General features: G+C 67.1%; 16 protein-coding genes. 12 read left to right on the top strand and 4 right to left on the bottom strand.

What is annotated here, in order from left to right:
- Positions 1 to 32: 32 nt before the first annotated feature.
- Entirely contained in the window at positions 33 to 434 is a 402-nt protein-coding gene (locus GTZ97_RS04870) for a DUF2237 family protein (protein WP_161649423.1), read from the top strand.
- 23 nt (positions 435 to 457) lie between these two features.
- Here GTZ97_RS04870 and GTZ97_RS04865 read toward each other — a convergent pair whose 3' ends face one another.
- The 4 genes from GTZ97_RS04865 to smc form a co-directional block, all read right to left on the bottom strand.
- Positions 458 to 1069, bottom strand: a complete 612-nt coding sequence (locus GTZ97_RS04865; RefSeq protein WP_161649420.1) for a MarC family protein — start codon at positions 1067 to 1069, stop codon at positions 458 to 460.
- A gap of 80 nt (positions 1070 to 1149) precedes the next feature.
- The gene (gene ligA / locus GTZ97_RS04860; protein ID WP_161649419.1) at positions 1150 to 3237 is read right to left on the bottom strand and encodes an NAD-dependent DNA ligase LigA; all 2088 of its coding nucleotides are present in this window, start codon (positions 3235 to 3237) and stop codon (positions 1150 to 1152) included.
- A 6-nt stretch (positions 3238 to 3243) separates the two neighbouring features.
- A complete protein-coding gene (locus GTZ97_RS04855; RefSeq protein WP_161649417.1) occupies positions 3244 to 4305 on the bottom strand; it encodes a cell division protein ZipA C-terminal FtsZ-binding domain-containing protein in 1062 nt (353 codons plus the stop codon).
- Positions 4306 to 4318: 13 nt separating this feature from the next.
- Complete coding sequence (smc, locus tag GTZ97_RS04850; RefSeq protein WP_161649415.1) at positions 4319 to 7834, bottom strand: chromosome segregation protein SMC; 3516 nt, start codon at positions 7832 to 7834, stop codon at positions 4319 to 4321.
- A gap of 305 nt (positions 7835 to 8139) precedes the next feature.
- Between smc and queF the strand changes: the two genes are divergently transcribed.
- From queF to GTZ97_RS04795, 11 genes are all read left to right on the top strand, one after another.
- Positions 8140 to 8562, top strand: a complete 423-nt coding sequence (gene queF / locus GTZ97_RS04845; protein ID WP_330863553.1) for a preQ(1) synthase — start codon at positions 8140 to 8142, stop codon at positions 8560 to 8562.
- Between the two features lie 3 nt (positions 8563 to 8565).
- Positions 8566 to 9216: an energy-coupling factor ABC transporter permease gene (locus GTZ97_RS04840; protein WP_161649412.1), complete on the top strand. Its 651-nt coding sequence runs from the start codon at positions 8566 to 8568 to the stop codon at positions 9214 to 9216.
- A 108-nt stretch (positions 9217 to 9324) separates the two neighbouring features.
- Positions 9325 to 10494, top strand: a complete 1170-nt coding sequence (locus GTZ97_RS04835) for a GGDEF domain-containing protein (protein WP_161649411.1) — start codon at positions 9325 to 9327, stop codon at positions 10492 to 10494.
- A complete protein-coding gene (locus GTZ97_RS04830; RefSeq protein WP_161649409.1) occupies positions 10491 to 11687 on the top strand; it encodes a GGDEF domain-containing protein in 1197 nt (398 codons plus the stop codon). Before GTZ97_RS04835 ends, GTZ97_RS04830 begins: the two co-directional genes overlap by 4 nt.
- Positions 11688 to 11736: 49 nt before the next feature.
- Complete coding sequence (dapC, locus tag GTZ97_RS04825) at positions 11737 to 12963, top strand: succinyldiaminopimelate transaminase (RefSeq protein ID WP_161649408.1); 1227 nt, start codon at positions 11737 to 11739, stop codon at positions 12961 to 12963.
- 47 nt (positions 12964 to 13010) lie between these two features.
- A complete protein-coding gene (gene dapD / locus GTZ97_RS04820) occupies positions 13011 to 13835 on the top strand; it encodes a 2,3,4,5-tetrahydropyridine-2,6-dicarboxylate N-succinyltransferase (protein ID WP_161649407.1) in 825 nt (274 codons plus the stop codon).
- Positions 13836 to 13883: 48 nt separating this feature from the next.
- The gene (locus GTZ97_RS04815; protein WP_161649405.1) at positions 13884 to 15062 is read left to right on the top strand and encodes a PilT/PilU family type 4a pilus ATPase; all 1179 of its coding nucleotides are present in this window, start codon (positions 13884 to 13886) and stop codon (positions 15060 to 15062) included.
- A gap of 3 nt (positions 15063 to 15065) precedes the next feature.
- Positions 15066 to 16214: a succinyl-diaminopimelate desuccinylase gene (dapE, locus tag GTZ97_RS04810; protein WP_161649403.1), complete on the top strand. Its 1149-nt coding sequence runs from the start codon at positions 15066 to 15068 to the stop codon at positions 16212 to 16214.
- Complete coding sequence (prmB, locus tag GTZ97_RS04805; RefSeq protein WP_161649401.1) at positions 16211 to 17092, top strand: 50S ribosomal protein L3 N(5)-glutamine methyltransferase; 882 nt, start codon at positions 16211 to 16213, stop codon at positions 17090 to 17092. Before dapE ends, prmB begins: the two co-directional genes overlap by 4 nt.
- A 36-nt stretch (positions 17093 to 17128) precedes the next feature.
- Complete coding sequence (locus GTZ97_RS04800) at positions 17129 to 19159, top strand: ABC-F family ATP-binding cassette domain-containing protein (RefSeq protein WP_161649400.1); 2031 nt, start codon at positions 17129 to 17131, stop codon at positions 19157 to 19159.
- 46 nt (positions 19160 to 19205) lie between these two features.
- Entirely contained in the window at positions 19206 to 19688 is a 483-nt protein-coding gene (locus GTZ97_RS04795) for a MarR family winged helix-turn-helix transcriptional regulator (RefSeq protein ID WP_161649399.1), read from the top strand.
- Positions 19689 to 19699 lie beyond the last annotated feature (11 nt).

Here is a 19699-nt window from a genome sequence, read left to right as displayed (position 1 = left end):
TCCCTTCGTTCCTGCCGTCTGGCCAGTTGTAGATGTCGATCGAGCTCACTCCGGGTCGCAACGTGCTCGGCGGCCCGCTGCGCGCCTGTTCTTACGCGCCCCTGACCGGCTATTTCCGCGATGGCTGCTGCCGCACGCGCCCCGAGGACGACGGCCGCCACGTGGTCTGCGCCCGGGTCACGCAGGAATTTCTGAGTTTCTCGCTGAGCCGCGGCAACGACTTGATCACCCCACGCCCCGAATGGCGCTTTGCCGGGCTCAGGCCGGGCGACCGGTGGTGCCTGTGTGCGGCGCGCTGGCTGGAAGCATGGCGGGCCGGAGTGGCGCCCCCCGTGGTGCTCGAGGCAACCCACGAAGCCGCACTTGAAACCATTCCGCTGGAGCTGCTGCAGTCGTTCGCGGTGGGGGCCCCGTCAGAGGACACGCCCGACTGAGCGCGCGCCAGTTTCGGACAGCATCAGGTGGCAAAGCCGAAGTAGCGCGTCAGGCCTGCCAGGATCATCTCGACCGCCACGGCACACAGAATCAGCCCCATCAGCTTCTCGATGGCCGACACAACCGATTCGCCCAGCCAGCGGTTGAGCCGGTCACTGGCCATGAGCACCACGGCGCAAACGGCCATGGCTGCCACCAGCGCCAACACCCAGTTGGCCAGTTGCGCGGGCTGACGCGAAGCCAGCAACATCACCGTGGCCATGGCAGAAGGACCGGCCAGCAGGGGCACGGCCACCGGAAAGACAAGCGGCTCGCGCTGCCCCGCGTCGGCGCGCACCTCGTCAAACAGCCGCTGACCCGAACCAAAGATGATGCGGATCGCGATCAGCAGCAGGATCACGCCGCCCGCCACTTCCAGCGAACGCTCGGACAGGCGCAACAACCGCAAGAACGCCTCGCCACCGAGCATGAACAGCATGAGCACGGCCAGCGCCACACCGGATTCACGCAGCGCCACCCACACCCGGCGGCGTGGCGGCACGCTCGACATCACCGACATGAACACCGGCAGGGTGCCGAAGGGATCGAGCACCAGCAGCAACAGCACAAAGGCGGACACGGTGTCGTGTGTCATGACCTGATTGTGGGCGGACGTGTGCGCCGCGCCAAGCCCTTGTGAGCGCAGGTGTGCGCCTGCGCGTGGCAAATGCCGCGTCAGCCCGCGGTGTGGCTCAGCAGCGCCTGCAGACCGGCCTCGTCCAGCACCGGGATGCCCAACTCCTGCGCCTTGTCCAGCTTGCTGCCGGCTTCGCTGCCAGCCACCACGTAGTGCGTCTTGCGCGACACCGAGCCGGCCACTTTGCCGCCTGCGGCCTCGATCAGGGCCTTGGCGTCCTCACGGCTGAGCGTCGGCAGGGTGCCGGTCAGCACCAAGGTCTTGCCGCTCAATGGCAGACTGGCCGCATCGGCCAGCGCGGCAGGCTCATGCTCGGGCCAGGTAACGCCAGCGGCGCGCAGCTGCTCCACCACTTCGCGGTTGTGCGGCTGGTCGAAGAAGGTGCGGATGCTCTGGGCCACCACCGGCCCCACGTCCTTGACCTCCAGCAACTGGGCCTCGGTGGCATCCATGATCCGGTCCATGCTGCCAAAATGCCGGGCCAGGTCCTTGGCCGTGGTCTCGCCCACATGGCGGATGCCCAGGCCGAACAGAAAGCGTGGCAAGGTCGTGGTCTTGCTCTTCTCCAGCGCGGCCACCACATTGGCTGCGCTCTTGTCAGCCATGCGGTCCAGCACGGCCAGACGGGCTACACCGAGTTTGTACAACTCGGGCAGCGTGCGCACCAGGCCGCCCTGCACGAGCTGGTCCACCAGCTTGTCGCCCAGGCCCTCGATGTCCATGGCGCGGCGCTGCGCGAAGTGCAGCAGTGCCTGCTTGCGCTGGGCCGCACAGAACAGGCCGCCGCTGCAGCGGTGGTCCACCTCGCCGCGCTCGCGCACCACCGTGCTGCCGCACACGGGGCAGCCTGAAGGCATGTGGAAGTTCGGCACATAGGCCGGCCGCGGACCGGGCACACGGCCCACCACTTCCGGGATCACGTCGCCGGCCCGCCGCACGATGACGGTGTCGCCCACCCTCACCTGCTTGCGGCGCAGCTCGAACAGGTTGTGCAGCGTGGCGTTGGTGACGGTCACCCCCCCCACGAACACCGGCTTGAGCCGGGCCACCGGGGTCAGCTTGCCCGTGCGTCCCACCTGCACGTCGATGCCCTCTACCTGCGTGACCTGCTCCTGCGCCGGGTATTTATGGGCCACGGCCCATCGGGGCTCGCGCGTGACGAAGCCCAGTTGCGCCTGCAGGTCGCGGCGGTTGACCTTGTAGACGACGCCATCGATGTCGTAAGGCAGGCCATCGCGCTGCGCTCCAATGCGCTCGTGAAACGCGACCAGTTCGGTCGCGCCATGCGCGACCGTGCGGTGCTGGCAGACCGGAAAGCCCATGGCCGACAGGGCATCGAGCACGCCGGCATGCGTGGGGGGCACGTCCCAGCCCTGTGTCTCGCCCAGACCATAGGCAAAGAAGCGCAGCGGCCGTTGGGCCGCGATCGCCGGATCCAGCTGGCGCACGGCACCGGCGGCAGCGTTGCGCGGGTTCACAAAGGTCTTGTCACCCCGTTGGCGCTGACGCTCGTTGAGCGACTCGAAATCGTCGCGGCGCATGTACACCTCGCCACGCACCTCGAGCACAGGCGCATCGCAGCCCTTGAGCCGCAGCGGGATCTGCCCGATGGTCCGGATGTTCTGCGTTACGTCTTCGCCGACCTCACCGTCGCCCCGGGTGGCTGCGCGCACCAGCACGCCGGCTTCGTAGCGCAGGTTGATGGCCAGGCCGTCGAACTTGAGTTCGGCCGCATAGTCCACGGGCGGATCGGCCTCGGTCAGGCCGAGCTCCCGGCGCACCCGGCCGTCGAAGGCCAGCGCCCCGCTCGCCTCGGTGTCGGTCTCGGTGCGGATCGACAGCATGGGCGCGGCATGGCGCACCGGCTCGAAGCCAGGCAAGACCTTGCCCAGCACGCGCTGCGTGGGCGAATCCGGCGTGATCAACTCGGGATGGCTGTGCTCCAGCGCCTGCAAGGCCTGGAACAGCCGGTCGTACTCGGCATCGGGGATGATGGGCGCATCCAGCACGTAGTAGCGGTGGGCATGCTCGTTGAGCTCGGCCCGCAGCGCTGCAGCGGCCTGCGCCGGGTCCACCGGCTGCCCTGCGGAGTCCGCTTCGGCCCCAAAAAGGTCGGACTGGGCCATGCGCCCTCAGCTGAACAGTCGACGGGTGGTGGCAGCGCCAGCGGCCAGGTCGCGCGCAGACAGGGCGGCGTACAGGCGCTCCAGCTCGGCCTCGATCGAGGCAAAGGCAGCCGGCGTGAACGGATGGCCCTGGTCATCGGTCATGCCAGCATCCAGCGCCATCGACAGCACCTCGCCCGCTGCGCACCAGGCCTTGAAGGGCTGGTGCTCTTGCCCGGTCTGCGGCACGTCAAAGGCCAGCACCAGCTCGCGCACCGTCGCCTCTTCCGGGTCTTCGGCAAACGCGGCCTGGGCGTCGTATTGCAATGTCAGCACAGGCGGGGCGCCGTCTTCGGTGGCAGGCAGCACCAGCCGGCCCGGCAGGGCGCCAGGAACAAAGCCGTGGCGAGCCGCCTGCTGCTGCACATAGCCGACCGACCACGCGCTGCCGCGGGCGCGCAGGCGCAGCGCGAGTTGGGCATCGTGGGCGCCAGCAAAGGCGTCAAGTTCCTTGGCCCGACCCACGATGTCGAGCATGTCAGGGAACTCCACTGCCGCGCCCAGTGCATCGGCCATCGTCTGCACCTTCTGCACGAACTCGGAGTATTCGATCTCGTTGAGGCTGCCCGTGCGATTGGCCATCAGGACGCCTGCCTGGAGCTCGCGGTACAGCACGCCGGCCTGAGGCGGCTCCCATTCGCCACCGTCCACGCGCTGCGCTTCAATCAGCATGGGCTTGCTGCCTGCACGGCGGGTAGGCGGCACGTGCAGCAGGATGTGGTCACCGCTGAGCGGCGACTCCAGTGTGAGCACAGCGATGGCGTCGACCAGCGGATCCAGCCGTACGCCACCACGCCGCACCGGCGGCGCGCCGCCGGGCATGCCGTCCCGCGCGTCACCGCCAGGCGCATCCATGGGTTGGGTCGGGATGTCGTCCAGGCTCGCGGCCAAGGGGTCGACCGGCTCCATGGGAACCCGCTTGGGCTGGCGGGCCGCCGTGCGGCGCGCCTGCCACCAACCGTGTACCAGCACCAGCAGCAACACGGCTGCCCCCAGCAAACCCAGATAAAGCGTCAGCGAATCGGTCATTGGTTCAGGGTCCTCAGGCTGCGTGGGCCATGCCCAGCGCCGCTTCCATGTCCACGGCCACAATGCGGGACACGCCCTGCTCCTGCATGGTCACGCCCACCAGCTGGTCGGCCATTTCCATGGCGATCTTGTTGTGCGAGATGAACAGGAACTGCGTGTGGGCAGACATGCTGCGCACCAGGCGTGCGTAGCGTTCGGTGTTGGCGTCGTCCAGCGGCGCATCGACCTCGTCGAGCAGGCAGAACGGCGCCGGATTGAGATGGAAGATGGCAAACACGAGCGCGATGGCGGTGAGCGCCTTCTCGCCGCCAGACAACAGGTGGATCGTGCTGTTTTTCTTGCCGGGCGGGTGGGCCATGACCTGCACACCCGCGTCCAGGATCTCGTCGCCCGTCATCACCAGCTTGGCGCTGCCCCCGCCAAACAGGCTCGGGAACATGCGGCCGAAATGCTCGTTGACGGTGTTGAAGGTCGAGCCCAGCAGGTCGCGCGTTTCCAGGTCGATCTTGTGGATGGCGTCTTCCAGGGTCTGGATGGCGTCCAGCAGGTCGGCCATCTGGGCATCCAGAAAGCCCTTGCGCTCGCGGGCTGAGCTGAGCTCTTCCAGCGCCGCCAGGTTGACGGCCCCCAACGCGGCGATCTCGCGCTGGATGCGGTCGATCTCGCTTTGTAAGCCATAGAGCTTCACGCCCTCGCGCTCGATGCCTTCGGCCAGCACGGCCAGATCCACCTCGGCGGCGGCGAGCTGCTCCATGTACTGCGCGCCACCCAACGCAGCCGCCTGCTCTTCAAGCTGCAAACGCGTGATCTGGTCACGCAACGGTTGGAGGCTGCGCTCGAAGCCCATGCGCTGCTCATCGGCCTGACGCAGCTGGGTCGCCAACGCTTCGTAGTGCTGCCGGGCCTGCGACAGCGCGCCCTCTTTGGCGAGCCGAACCGCCAGGGCCTCGTCCAGCCCGGCCTGTGCCGAGGCGTCGTCCAGTTGGCTTTGTTCCTGTTGCAGTTGGCCCATCGAGGCCTCGTTGGCTTCGATCTGTTGCAGTGCGGTCTCGATGGCGCGCTGCAGCTCGCCACGGCGAGCCGCCATGCTGCGGGCGCCGAACTGCGCTTCCTGTGCCTGCCGCTCCAGCGCACGGGCCTGCTCGCGGGCCTGCTGCAGGCGACGCTCCGCCTCGATCACGGCTTCTTCGAGCGTGGCGTGGCGCTCCTGGGTCTCGCCCAGGCTGATGTCCAGCTCTTCGAAGCGTGCTTCGCCCGTGGCGCGGCGCTCCTGGAGTTCGTCGAGCATGGCGTCGAGTTCGGCCATCTCGCCGTCGATCTGCGCCCGACGGCCGTGGGTCTGTTCAGCCTGCTGCGTCATGCGCAGCACCTCGACCTGAAGCTGGTGCGTGCGCTGCTGCGACTCAGCCGCATCGCGACGGGCCGTGGCCAGTCGCTGTGCGGCCTCGGTATAGGCGGCCTCGCTGCGCACGGCCGCCGCGCGAGCCTGGTCCACCATCAGGGACTGGGCGCGCACCTGCTTGTCGAGGTTCTCGATTTCCTGTGCGCGGGCCAGCATGCCGGCCTGCTCGGAATCAGGAGCGTAAAAGCTCACCGCAAACTGGCTGACGCTGTGGCCAGCGCGCGTGAGGATGACCTCGCCATGGGTCAGCTGCCCACGCGCGGCCAGGGCCGCCTGCAGATCGGCTGCGGTGTAGACGCCTTCAAGCCAGTCGTTCAGCAGGGCCTTGAGGCCCGGCTCCTGCACGCGCACCAGATCCGACAGGCGGGGCAAAGTGGCATGGGTGTTCGCAATGGGCGCCTGGGGTGCGCTGTAGAAGGCCAGCTTGGCTGGCGGGGCATCCAGCTCAAAGGCCCGGACGGTTTCCACCCGCCCCACCTCCAGCGCAGACAGGCGCTCGCGCAGGGCAGCTTCAAGGGCGGTTTCCCAGCCGGTTTCGATGTGCAGGCGCTGCCAAAGGCCCTGGAGCCCGTCCAGCCCGTGCTTGGCCAGCCAGGGCTTGAGCTTGCCTTCGGTCTGCACCTTGTCCTGCAACGCCCGCAGCGCGTCAAGCCGGGCACTCAGTTCGGCCATGCGCGCCTGCTGGGCCGTGGCTTCGCCCTGGGCGGCCTGGCGCGCCTCATCGAGCTCGGGCACGGTGTCAGACAGCGTCTGCAACTGCGCGTCACGCACCGCCTGCTCTTCCTCGCAGGCAGCCAGTTGCTGGCGCAGCTCGTTGAGCTTGTGGTCGTCGGGTGCCGCCAGGCCCTGGCGCTCGGCCTGCAGGCGTTCACGGCGCAGGCCCAGCTGACGAGACTGTTCGTCGATGCTGCGCGACTCGGCCGCGAGCACCTGAATCTGTTGCTGCACCTGGTTGACCGCGCCCCGCTGGTCGTTCGCCCGCTGGGTGGCGGCGCGCACGGCGTCTTCCATCGCAGGCAGGTTGCCGGCCAGCTCTTCGGCCTGTGCAGCCAGAATCTCGGCCTGCTCTTCGGCGGCCGCCATGCGTTCCGCCAGGGTCTCGAGCTCTTGCTCGGCCTGTTGCCGGCGGTCGGCCCACTGGGCGTTCTGCGCCCGCAACTCGTCGAGCCGTTGCACCACGCGCTGACGGCCTTCGACCACGTAGCGGATACGTTCTTCCAGCCGGCTGACCTCCAGACTGGCCTGGGCCAGCTCGCCCTGCGCTGCGTGCAAGGCGTCGCTGGCTGCATAGTGATCCTGCCGCACCTGCTCCAGCTGGGCTTCAACGGACCGCAACTCGGCCATGCGGCCTTCGAGTGCGTTGGTGGCCTCGAGCACGGCCAGCTTCACGCGGCTTTCTTCCTGCGCGGCGTCTCGGTGCTTGAGGAACCACAACTGGTGCAGCTTCAGGGTGCCCTGCTCCTGCAGGGTGTGGTAGCGGGCCGCCACCTCGGCCTGCTTTTCGAGCCGGTCCAGGTTGTTGTTCAGCTCGCGCAGGATGTCTTCCACCCGCGTGAGGTTTTCACGCGTGTCCTTCAGGCGGTTTTCCGTCTCGCGGCGGCGCTCCTTGTACTTGGACACGCCAGCGGCTTCCTCCAGGAACAGGCGCAGTTCTTCGGGCTTGGACTCGATGATGCGGCTGATCGTGCCTTGCCCGATGATGGCGTAGGCGCGCGGCCCCAGACCGGTGCCCAGGAACACATCCTGCACGTCGCGACGGCGCACCGGCTGGTTGTTGATGAAGTAGCTGGAGGTGCCATCGCGGGTCAGCACCCGCTTCACGGCGATCTCGCTGAACTGGTTCCACTGGCCGCCGGCCCGCCCTTCTTCATTCGAGAAGACGAGTTCCACGCTGGAGCGGCTGGCCGGCTTGCGGTTGGTCGAGCCGTTGAAGATCACGTCCTGCATGGACTCGCCACGCAACTCCGACGCCTTCGATTCGCCGAGCACCCAGCGCACGGCGTCCATGATGTTGGACTTGCCGCACCCGTTCGGCCCCACCACGCCCACCAGTTGCCCGGGCAGCTGGAAATGGGTGGGCTCGGCAAACGACTTGAAGCCGGAGAGCTTGATCGACGTCAGGCGCATGCTGCTGCGTGTCCGGTGGGTTCCTGGGGGCGGGACGCCTGCTCCGACCACCCGCTAAGTTGTTGATTTGTCTAGCTTATTCAGCCGCGAGACCGGCCTGATTTGCCTTCTGAATGCGCGGGGGATGATAGCATTGCGTTTTTGCCCGAAGCCGTCAGCGCGCCCGGGCGACAACGCAGTGTTTTTTCACCATGGCCAAGACCGCACCCGCCCGCCCCTCTCCCGCGCAACCTGCCCGCACCCGCAAGCCCCGTGCCGAGGCGACCTCTGGGGCCCTGACAGTCGGCGAGCGTGAAAAACCGGCGGTGCCGCCCTCGGTGCCCTCGCGTCAGCTCGATGTGTTCCCGAATCCGGCCCCCGAGCGCGACTACGTCATCCAGTTCCAGGTGCCCGAGTTCACCTGCTTCTGTCCGCTGACGAAGCAGCCCGACTTCGCGCACTTCACGATCGACTGCATCGCCGACAAGCTGTGCGTCGAGCTCAAGAGCCTGAAGATGTACATGTGGAGCTACCGCAACGAGGGCGCATTCCACGAAAAGGTCACCAACGACATCCTCAGCGACATCGTCAAGGCCATCAAGCCGCGCTACCTGCGCATCACGGCCAAGTGGTATGTGCGCGGCGGCATCTACACCAACGTGGTGGTCGAGCACCGCAAGAAGGGTTGGAAGCCGGCCCCCCGCGTGGATCTGCCGCAGCTCGGCGCCGAAACCGGGTTGCTGGGCTGAGCCATGTCCCCCCTGGGCTGGCTCGAGCATGGCGTGCTGGCCGGCACGCTGTTGCTCGCGCTGGCCTTCAAGCCGTGGCTGCCGTTGCGCCACGCACCGCTGCAAAGTCCCTGGCTGGCCGCCCTGATCCTGTTGCCCTTTGCCTGGTGGACGCAACACCTCATGCCCAGCGGCTTCAGCTTGCACCTGTCCGGCGCCTGCCTGCTGGTGTTGATGTTCGGCTGGCCGCTGGCCATGTGGACGCTGCCGCTGGTGTCACTGCTGTCTGAAGGGCTGTCGCAAGGCACCCTACCCCAGTGGGGCCCCTGGGTGGCGCACGTGGTCTGGCTCGGCGTCTTGCCCGGCACATTCGCGCTTGCGCTGGGTCTGGCCATTCGCCGGTGGCTGCCCCATCACCTGTTCGTCTACATCCTGGGTCGCGGCTTTTTCACCACCGCGCTGTCCGTCACATTCATGGGCGTGCTGGCCTGGCTGGCCGGCCGCAAGCCACTCAGCCTGGGCGACGACGAGTGGCTCCTGGCCCACTGGCTGCTGGGATGGGGTGAAGCCATCAGCACCGGCATGCTGACGGCGATCTTTGTCGCGTTCAAGCCGCAATGGCTGCTCACGTATTCGGACGCGCGCTACCTGCCGCCACCCGACCGCGCAACCTGACCGCCTCACCGCGGCGAGACCGCGGCAAACCCTGGGAATCGAGGACGACAACTCGCTACAGCTTGTCCACCATCTGGCCGATAGTGACCCAAAGGCACGTTCACTCAGATGACCCTTCCCCCCTGGCTGTCCCCCCTGGCTGTGCTCATTTTGGGCCGCGAGCCGCGCTTGCGCCGCCACGTGGTGTTCGTGCTGCTGACGCTGCAGTTGTACGCTGTTTGCCTGGGGGTGATCTGGCACTCTCAGTATCTCGACATCATCCCGCCGGGGCTGGCGCAAATGCTGTCCTGGGCCAGCATCGCCATCTTCGGCAGCATGTATCTGGCGGTGCGCAGCGGTCGCACACAGCACCTGGCCGATCCGGTCCTGACCCTGCCCCATGCGGTCATCTCGGTGGGGCTGTGCGTGGTGGCCTACACCCAGATCGGCGAAAGCCGGGGCAATGTGATGATCCTCATCGCGCAGGCCATCGTGGTGTCCATGTTCCGGCTCAAGCCCGCGCACGTGCTCGCGCTGGGGCTGTACACGGTGTCGATCTTCGCGCTCGCCGTGGGCTGGCTGAGCTGGCAGGATCCCCAGCGCTACCCCTGGAGCCAGGGGCTCACCCATTTGATCGTCGGCGGGGCCACCCTGCTGATGCTGTCTCTGGTTGCCAAGTGGGTGAGCGACATCCGCATGCGCATCGGCTCTCAGGCCGAAGAGCTGACTCAGACGCTGCAGACCCTGCAGCAGATGGCCACCCAGGACATGCTGACCGGCCTGATGAACCGCCGCGTGATGACCGACCTGCTGGAGGCCGAACTGAAGCTGGCGCAGCGCCATGGGCAGCCCCTGACCGTCGCCCTGATCGACCTGGACCACTTCAAACACATCAACGACACACACGGCCACCATGTGGGCGACGAGGTGCTCAAGACCTTTGCACGGCTCAGCGGGTCGCGGCTGCGCGAGGTTGATCGCATGGCGCGCTGGGGCGGCGAAGAGTTTCTCTGCCTGCTGCCGCAGGTGACCGCCCAGGACGCGCTGTCGGCCATCGACCGGCTGCGACAGGCCATGGCCGACAGCGTCCCGCTGGAACAAAACCGGCTTAGGACCACCTTCTCGGCTGGCCTGGCCCAGGCACGCCCCGATGAGACCCTGGAACAGCTGGTCGAGCGTGCGGACCGCGCACTGTATGAAGCCAAGCAGCAGGGCCGCAACCGCTGCTGCATTCACCAGGATGCTTCCGGTCCGCCTACAGCACAGCCGGTTTCGATCGTTGTGGAGGGAAGCGCATGAGCGACACCGCATGGCAAGGTGGCAGCTCGCCCGACCCCATTGTGGAGGCCATGGGCAGGCTGACCACCAGCATCTTCGGCCCTGATCGCGCCACGCGTGCCCGCACGGCTGCCATCTTGTTGTGCGCGCTGATGTACGCCGTCTGTTGCAGCGCGGCCTACCACGCAGCCAGCATCGGTCTGATGCGGCCCTTCGCGCCCACACTCCTCACCTGGACATCGATGCCGGCCTACGCCGTGTTCTATGGCCTGGTGCGGTGTGGCTGGAGTCGCCGCTTCAGCGACCCCACGCTCATGATCCCGCAGATCATCTTCGCGCTGCTGGCCATCGCTTTTGCCTACACCGCCGTGGGCCCGGACGATCGTGGCGTGGTGCTGGTGTTGCTGGCGTTGGTCATGGTGTTCGGCATGTACACCCACACGCCCAAGCACTCGGTGATCATCGGGGTGGCTGCCATGCTGCTGCTGGGCGCAGCCATGGGGGTGCTGTCCAGCCTCGAGCCAGATTACTACCCGCCCGCGCTGGAGCTGATTCGGTTCGAGCTGATGATGGGCACGCTGCCGGCGCTCATTTACTCGGCCTACCAGATTGCCAGCTGGCGCAACCGCATGGCCGAGCAGCGCCGGGCGCTGCGTGAGGCGCTCACCCAGGTCCAGCAGCTCGCCACGCGTGATGCCCTGACCGGCCTGTACAACCGTCGCCACATGCAGGAGCGGCTGGAGCACAGCATCAAGCGCTACGAGCGCTATGGCGAAAAGTTCACCGTGGCGCTGATCGACCTGGATCACTTCAAGCGCGTCAATGACGTGCACGGGCACCGTGTGGGCGACCAGGCACTGCAGGCCTTTGCCTCAGCGGCCAGCATGGTGCTGCGCGAAACCGACTGTCTGGGCCGCTGGGGCGGCGAAGAGTTTCTGTTTCTGCTGCCCAACACGGGCGCCCAGAAAGCGCACGTGGCCCTGGAACGGCTGCGTGAGGCACTGGCACGCTGCAGCGCCAGCACCAGTGTGCCAACGCTGCGGGTGACGTTCTCGGCCGGGATCGCCGTGCATGACCTGCCCCTGACGCTCAACCGCACGCTGGAGCGCGCCGATCAGGCGCTGTACGCCGCCAAGCAAGGGGGGCGCAACCGCTGCGAAATCGCTCCGCCCCCTCAGACCGACGCCATCACGCTGGTACGGGAAGGCCCGTGAACCGGCGGCGCCGCTGCCGCGGCATGCCATGCACGGCGATAATCTCGCCATGAATCCGCTGCTGTCCCATCTCCAGCCCTACCCCTTCGAGCGCCTGCGCAAGCTGACCGCCGATGTGGTACCCAATCCGGCTTTGAAGCCCATCAGCCTGGGCATCGGCGAGCCCAAACACGCCACGCCGGCGTTCATTCAGTCTGCGCTGACGAATGCGCTTGACGGACTCGCGGCCTATCCGGCCACGGCAGGCGAGCCCGCCTTGCGCGAAGCCTGCGCGCGCTGGCTCCATCGGCGCTACGACATTGCGGTCGACCCAGCCACCCAGATCCTGCCAGTCAATGGCTCGCGCGAAGCCCTGTTCGCGCTGGCCCAGACCGTCATTGACCCCAGCCAGCACCGCGACGCGGGTGGCCCGACGGTGGTCTGCCCCAATCCGTTCTATCAGATCTACGAAGGCGCGGCGATCCTGGCGGGCGCACGTGTGGCGTTTGCCAACTCCGACCCGGCCCGGAACTTTGCAGCCGACTGGTCCAGCATCCCCGAGGCCACCTGGGCCACCACCCAGCTGCTGTACGTCTGCTCGCCCGGCAACCCGACGGGGGCCGTGATGCCGCTGTCCGAGTGGGAGCGCCTGTTCGCGCTCAGCGACCGGCATGGCTTCGTGATCGCCTCGGACGAGTGCTACAGCGAGATCTACTTCCGCGAGGGCCCCGACGCCGCACCGCTGGGCGGCCTTCAGGCTGCCGTTCAACTGGGCCGAACAGACTTCCGCAACCTGATCGCGCTGACCAGCCTGTCGAAGCGCTCGAATGTACCCGGCCTGCGTTCCGGTTTCGTGGCCGGGGACGCGGCCATCATGAAGGCCTTTCTGCTGTACCGCACCTACCATGGCAGCGCGATGAGCCCGGCCGTTCAGCGCGCCAGCGTGGCCGCCTGGAACGACGAGGCGCACGTGGTGGAAAACCGCCGCCTCTACCGCGAGAAGTTCGAGCGCGTCACTCCCCTGCTGGCCGAGGTCATGGATGTGGCCCTGCCCGATGCCAGCTTCTACCTGTGGGCCAAGGTGCCGGCACACCTGGGTGGAGGAAGCGACGAATGGTTCGCCCGCGAACTCCTGGCTCAATACAATGTGGCGGTTCTGCCCGGCAGCTACCTTGCGCGTGAAGCGCATGGCGTCAACCCGGGCGCCGGCCGGATCCGCATGGCGCTGGTGGCAGGCGTCGACGAGTGCGTCGAAGCCGCCCAGCGCATCCGCCAGTTCATCGCCGAGCGCAGCTGACACGCTGCGCCCCGGCTCATCCCATTGCTTACCCGACGTATCACACCATGACGCAAGCCCTTCAGACCATCATCGACAACGCCTGGGAACAACGTACCTCGCTGTCGGCCGCCAGCGCGCCGGCCGAAGTGCGCGATGCCGTCAACCACATCATCGACCAGCTCGACACCGGCAAGCTGCGCGTGGCCGAGAAGATCAACGGTCAGTGGGAAACCCACCAGTGGGTCAAAAAGGCCGTGCTGCTGAGCTTCCGGCTCAATGACAACGTGCCCATGGGCGATGGCGCCCTGCAGTTCTACGACAAGGTGCCCACCAAGTACGCCGGCATGTCGGCCAGCCAGCTGGCCGAAACCGGTGTGCGCGTGGTGCCGCCCGCTGTGGCACGCCGCGGTTCGTTCCAGGCCAAGAACGTGATCCTGATGCCGTCGTACGTGAACATCGGCGCCTACGTCGATGAAGGCACCATGGTCGACACCTGGGCCACCGTGGGCTCGTGCGCCCAGATTGGCAAGAACGTGCACCTGTCGGGTGGCGTGGGCATCGGCGGCGTGCTGGAGCCGCTGCAGGCCAACCCCACCATCATCGAAGACAACTGCTTCATCGGCGCCCGTTCCGAGGTGGTCGAAGGCGTGATCGTCGAAGAGAACTCGGTGATCTCGATGGGCGTGTACATCGGCCAGTCGACCAAGATCTACGACCGCGCCACTGGCGAGGTCACCTACGGCCGCATCCCTGCCGGCTCGGTCGTGGTCTCGGGCAACCTGCCTTCGGCTGACGGCAAGTATTCGCTGTACTGCGCCGTGATCGTCAAGCGCGTGGACGCGCAGACACGCTCGAAGACCAGCATCAACGACCTGCTGCGCGGCGCCTGATCGCTGCCGGCAAAGCCCTTCACACAGCAGACAAACCGGGAGATCGCGATGAGTGGTGGTGGCAACCTGGAGCGCATCCTGCGCCTGATGGCCGAAAAGAAAGCGTCTGACGTCTTTCTCTCGGCCCGCACACCCATCCTCATCAAGATCAGCGGCCAGCTGCTGCAGCTCACCGACCAGCCGCTGACGCCGTCTCAGCCGCGCCAGCTGCTGTCCGAGCTGGTGTCGCCCACGCAGATGGAAGAGCTCGACGAAACCGGCGAGCTCAACCTCGGGATCACCATCCCGGGTGTGGGCATCTACCGTCTGAGCGCCTTCAAGCAGCGCGGCTCGGTGGCGGCGGTCTTCCGCTACATCCCGTCGGACATCCCGCCGCTGGAATCGCTCAACGTGCCGCCTGTGCTGAGCGATCTGGTGCTGCAAAAGCGGGGCCTGATCCTTGTCGTGGGGGCCACTGGCGCGGGCAAGAGCACCACGCTCGCCGCCATGCTGGAGCACCGCAACCAGCGCATGACGGGCCACATCCTCACCATCGAAGACCCGCTTGAGTTCCTGTTTTCGAACAAGAAATCCATCGTCAACCAGCGCGAGGTGGGGCGCGACACCCAGTCATTGCAGGTGGGCCTGAAAAACGCGCTGCGTCAGGCGCCCGACTGCATCCTGATCGGTGAAATCCGCGACCGCGAAACCATGACGGCGGCGTTGTCCTATGCGCTGTCGGGCCACCTGGTGTTGTCGACACTGCACGCCAACAACAGCCACCATGCGCTGGGCCGGATCCTGTCGTTCTACACCCCCGAGGCGCGCCCCGCCCTGCTGAGCGACTTGGCCTCGGGCCTCAAGGCGATCGTCTCCCAACGCCTGCTGAAGTCCACGACCGGCGGGCGGGTGCCCGCTGTCGAGGTACTGCTCAACACCCAGCTGGTGGGCGAGCTGATCGAGAAGGGCGACTTCACGGGCGTCAAGGAAGCCATGGACAAATCGCTGGCCGAGGGATCTCAGACCTATGAAGCCGACATTGCGCGCCTGATCAACGAAGGGCTGGTGAGCCGCGACGAAGGTCTGATCCACGCCGATTCGCCCACCAACCTGATGTGGCGCATGCAGAACGAGTCGACCACGCGTTCCAAGCTGGTGGCCAAGCCCGAGGCAGCCGACGATGGCCCCTCGTTCACAGACATCACGCTGGAAGTGAACCCGAGCGACAGCAACAGCTACGGCCGCTGACCCATGACCGACACCGTTCGACTGACCGAAGCCCTGATCGCCCGAGCGTCCGTGACCCCGCTGGACGGGGGCTGCCAGGATCTCATGGCAGAACGCCTGCGCCCGCTGGGATTCGAATGCCACACGCTGGTCTTCGGCCCGCAAGATGCGCCTGTCACCAACCTGTGGGCGATCAAACGCGGCCGGGATGCCGCTGCGCCTGTGCTGGCGTTCGCCGGCCACACCGACGTGGTGCCCACCGGGCCGCTCGACCAGTGGTCGTCCCCGCCTTTCGTGCCCACATACCGCGATGGCCTGCTCTACGGCCGCGGCGCCGCCGACATGAAAACCTCGCTGGCCGCCATGGTCGTGGCGACTGAGGCCTTCGTGGCCCGCCACCCCGACCACGCCGGCAGCATCGCCTTCCTCATCACCAGCGATGAAGAAGGCCCTTCGGTGGATGGCACCGTCAAGGTCTGCGAATGGCTGCAGCAGCAGGGCCAGCGCCTGGACGCCTGCATCGTGGGCGAGCCCACCTCGGTCAAGCAGGTGGGCGACATGATCAAGAACGGCCGCCGCGGCTCGCTCTCGGGCAAGCTGCGCGTCAAGGGCGTGCAAGGCCACATCGCCTACCCCCATCTGGCAAAGAACCCGATCCACCTGCTCGCACCGGCGCTGGCCGAGCTCGTCACCATCGTGTGGGACCAGGGAAACGACCACTTCCCGCCGACCACCTGGCAATGCTCCAACATCCACGCGGGCACCGGCGCCAACAACGTCATCCCCGGTGAGGTGGTGGTCGATTTCAATTTCCGTTTTTCGACCGAGTCCACCCCCGAAGGGCTGCAAAAGCGCCTGGAAGACGTGCTGCGCCAGCACGGGCTGGACTTCCACATCGACTGGACGCTGGGCGGCCGCCCCTTTCTGACCCGCAAGGGCCCGCTGGTCGACGCCATCTCGGCCGCCATCGAGCAGGTCACCGGCGTCACCACCGAGCTGTCCACCACAGGCGGCACATCCGACGGCCGCTTCATCGCCCAGATGTGCCCACAGGTGGTCGAGTTCGGCCCGGTCAACGCCAGCATCCACAAGATCGATGAGCACGTGCGCGTGGCAGACATCGAGCCCCTGAAGGACATCTACCTCGGCACCCTGGAAAGGCTGCTGGCGTGACCCTCATCGAGCTGATCGAGCGCGCCGCCGCGCGACTGGACGCCGCCCAGGTTGGCTATGGCCACGGCACCACCAACGCCTTCGACGAGGCGGCCTGGCTGGTGATGTGGCGACTGGGTCTGCCCATCGACTCGCTCGATGAAAACGAGCAGCGTGCGGTGAGCGACGAAGAGCGCACGCAGGCCGAAGCCCTGATCGACGAACGCATCGCCACCCGCAAGCCCGCCGCCTACCTGACGAAACAGGCCTGGCTGCAAGGCGTGCCCTTCTACGTCGATGAACGCGCCATCGTGCCGCGATCCTTCATTGCCGAGGTGCTGGCCGACGGGAGCATCGACGCGTGGCTGAGCGAGCACACCCACCGCGTCCTGGACCTGTGCACCGGCAACGGCAGCCTGGCCGTGCTGGCCGCCATGGCCTACCCCGATGTCACCGTCGACGGCGCGGACATCAGCCCCGACGCGCTGGCCGTGGCCCGCATCAACGTGGACCAGCATGGCCTGCAAGACCGCATCACGTTGCTGCAAAGCGATGGCCTGAGCGGCGTCAACGGCCCTTACGACCTGATCCTGTGCAACCCGCCCTACGTCAACGCCGACTCGATGGCCAGGCTGCCCGCGGAGTACCGCGCCGAGCCCGAGCTGGCCTTGGCATCCGGCGAAGACGGCATGGATTTCACGCGCGCGTTGTTCACCACCCTGCGCGCCGACCCAGACCGCTTCATGAGCGACGACGCCGCGCTGGTGCTGGAGATCGGCAACGAACGAGCGAACTTCGAGCGTGCCTTCCCAGACCTGGCCGTGACCTGGCTGCCCACGTCCGCGGGCGATGACCAGCTTCTGCTGGTGACGCGCGACGCCCTGCTGCTGGCAGACTGAATGCGCGTCCTCCTACCGCGCGCCCACTGAGCTTTCATGATCACCCTGAAGAACGTCACGCTGCTGCGCGGCACCAAGGCCGTGCTCGACGGCGCGAGCGCCACGCTACACGCCGGCGAAAAGGTCGGCCTGATCGGCCGCAATGGCGCGGGCAAGTCCTCGCTGTTTTCGCTGCTGGCGGGCCGGCTCCACCCCGATGCGGGCGATGTCGAGATCCCGTCGAGCTGGCTGCAGCCTGGCGGCATGGCCGAGGTCGCGCAGAACATGCCCGAAACCGACGAGCCCGCCACCGAGTTCGTGCTGCAGGGCGACACCCGCCTGATGGCTGCCCGCGAGGCGCTGGCGCAAGCCGAGGCGGCCAACGACGGCCACGCCATCGCTGAAGCCCACATGGCCCTGGCCGACGCTGGCGATTTCGATGCCCCCGCCCGCGCGCAGGCCCTGTTGTTGGGCCTGGGCTTTCAGCTCGATCAGACCACGGCGCCCGTCAACAGCTTTTCGGGCGGCTGGCGCATGCGCCTGCAGCTCGCCCGGGCGCTGATGTGCCCGGCGCAACTGCTGCTGCTCGACGAGCCCACCAACCACCTGGATCTGGACGCCCTGGTCTGGCTGGAGAGCTGGCTGCAACGCTACGAAGGCACGCTGATCATCATCAGCCACGACCGCGAGTTTCTCGACGCCATCACCAAGGTCACCCTGCACCTCGACGAAGGCAAGCTCACCCGCTACACGGGGGGCTATACCGCCTTCGAGGCGATGCGTGCCGAGCGCCTGAGTCAGCACCAGGCCGCTTACGAGAAGCAGCAAGACCGCATCGCCCACCTGCAGAAGTTCATCGATCGCTTCAAGGCCAAGGCCACCAAGGCGCGCCAGGCGCAAAGCCGCGTCAAGGCGCTGGAGCGCATGGAAAAGCTCGCGCCGGTGCTCACGGCCAGCGACTTCGAGTTCAGCTTCCCCGAACCGGCCAGCCTGCCCAACCCCATGCTGGTCATGAAAGACCTGCACTGCGGCTACCCGGTCGACGGCAGCGAGCCCATCACCATCGTGCGCGGCGTGACCCGCTCGGTGCTGCCCGGCCAGCGCATCGGCATCCTTGGCGCCAACGGCCAGGGCAAATCCACCCTCGTCAAAACGCTGGCTCATATGCTGCAGGCTGTGGCCGGTACCGTGACCGAGGGCAAGGGCCTGAGCATCGGCTACTTTGCCCAGCAAGAGCTGGACGTGCTGCGCCCCGAAGAAGGCCCGCTGGCGCACATGATTCGCCTGGCCAAGACCGTGAGCCCGCAGGCGCGCGAGCAAGAGCTGCGCGACTTCCTGGGCCGTTTCCGCTTCACGGGCGACATGGTCATGCAGCCGGTTGGCCAGTTCAGCGGGGGCGAGAAGGCCCGGTTGGTGCTGGCCCTGGTCGTGTGGCAGCGCCCCAACCTCTTGCTGCTCGACGAACCCACCAACCATCTCGACCTGACCACGCGTGAGGCGCTGAGCATCGCGCTCAACGAGTTCGAGGGCACCGTGATGCTGGTCAGCCACGACCGCGCGCTGCTGCGCGAGGTGTGTGACGAGTTCTGGCTGGTCACGCGCGGTGGTGTCAGCACCTTTGATGGCGACCTGGACGACTACCAGAAGTGGCTGCTCGACCAGGCCAAGGCCGCGGCCGCGGCCGCACGCGCGGCACGCGACCCGCAGGGCAGTACACCCGGTGCGGGCCAAGGCGTCGCGAACGCGCCGGCCGCAGGGTCAAGCGCGGCCAGTGGTGAGGCGGCCGGCGGCAACCGACGGGAAGACCGCAAGGCCGCCGCACAAGCCCGTCAACGGCTGGCCGAACAGACCCGTCCGCTGAAAAACGAGCTCAAGCGCATCGATGAGCGTCTGGCCGCACTGGCGCAGGAACAGGCTGATCTGATGAACGCGCTGAGCGCGCCCGATGTGAGCGCGTCGGCGCGCGCCGAGCAAGGCAAACGGCTCAAGGCCCTGGGCGAGGAGACCGAGACACTCGAGTCCCGCTGGCTTGAGTTGACGGACAGCATCGAGCAGTTGGAACACGGCCAGGAACGCGACCAGGCGTGACCCACAGCCACCAGCAAAGGCGGTGCTTCCGCACTACCATGGCCGCATGAGCGACGTCCGCCCCTGCACCACTGACGCCCCCCTGCTGCGGCTGGATCAACAACTGTGCTTTGCGCTTTACACGGCGTCGCTGGCCATGACGCGGCACTACAAGCCGCTGCTCGCCCCGCTGGGGCTCACCTACCCGCAGTACCTGGTGATGCTGGTGCTGTGGGAGCAGGATGCGCCCGCCGTCCATGAGCTGGGCGCGCGCCTGCACCTTGATTCGGGCACTTTGACACCGCTGCTCAAGCGCCTGGAGCAGGCCGGGCTGGTGAGCCGCCATCGCGATGCCGGCGACGAACGGCGCGTGCGCATCAGCCTGACGGAGGCCGGCCGGACGCTCAAGGCGCGGGCCCTGGGCATCCCGGCAAAGGTGGCGTGCGGGCTCAATCGGTCACCCAAGGAGTTGCTGGCGCTACGCGCACAGCTGATGTCGTTACAGGCCGAACTGGCGGCGCTGGACCACGACCCAGAGTCCACCGATTAACCTTCTCTGTT

Origin of the sequence: Aquabacterium fontiphilum, from assembly GCF_009909205.1 — a bacterium.
In the GTDB taxonomy this organism is placed as follows: domain Bacteria; phylum Pseudomonadota; class Gammaproteobacteria; order Burkholderiales; family Burkholderiaceae_C; genus Aquabacterium; species Aquabacterium fontiphilum.
This window is presented reverse-complemented; position numbering and strand designations above follow the sequence as displayed.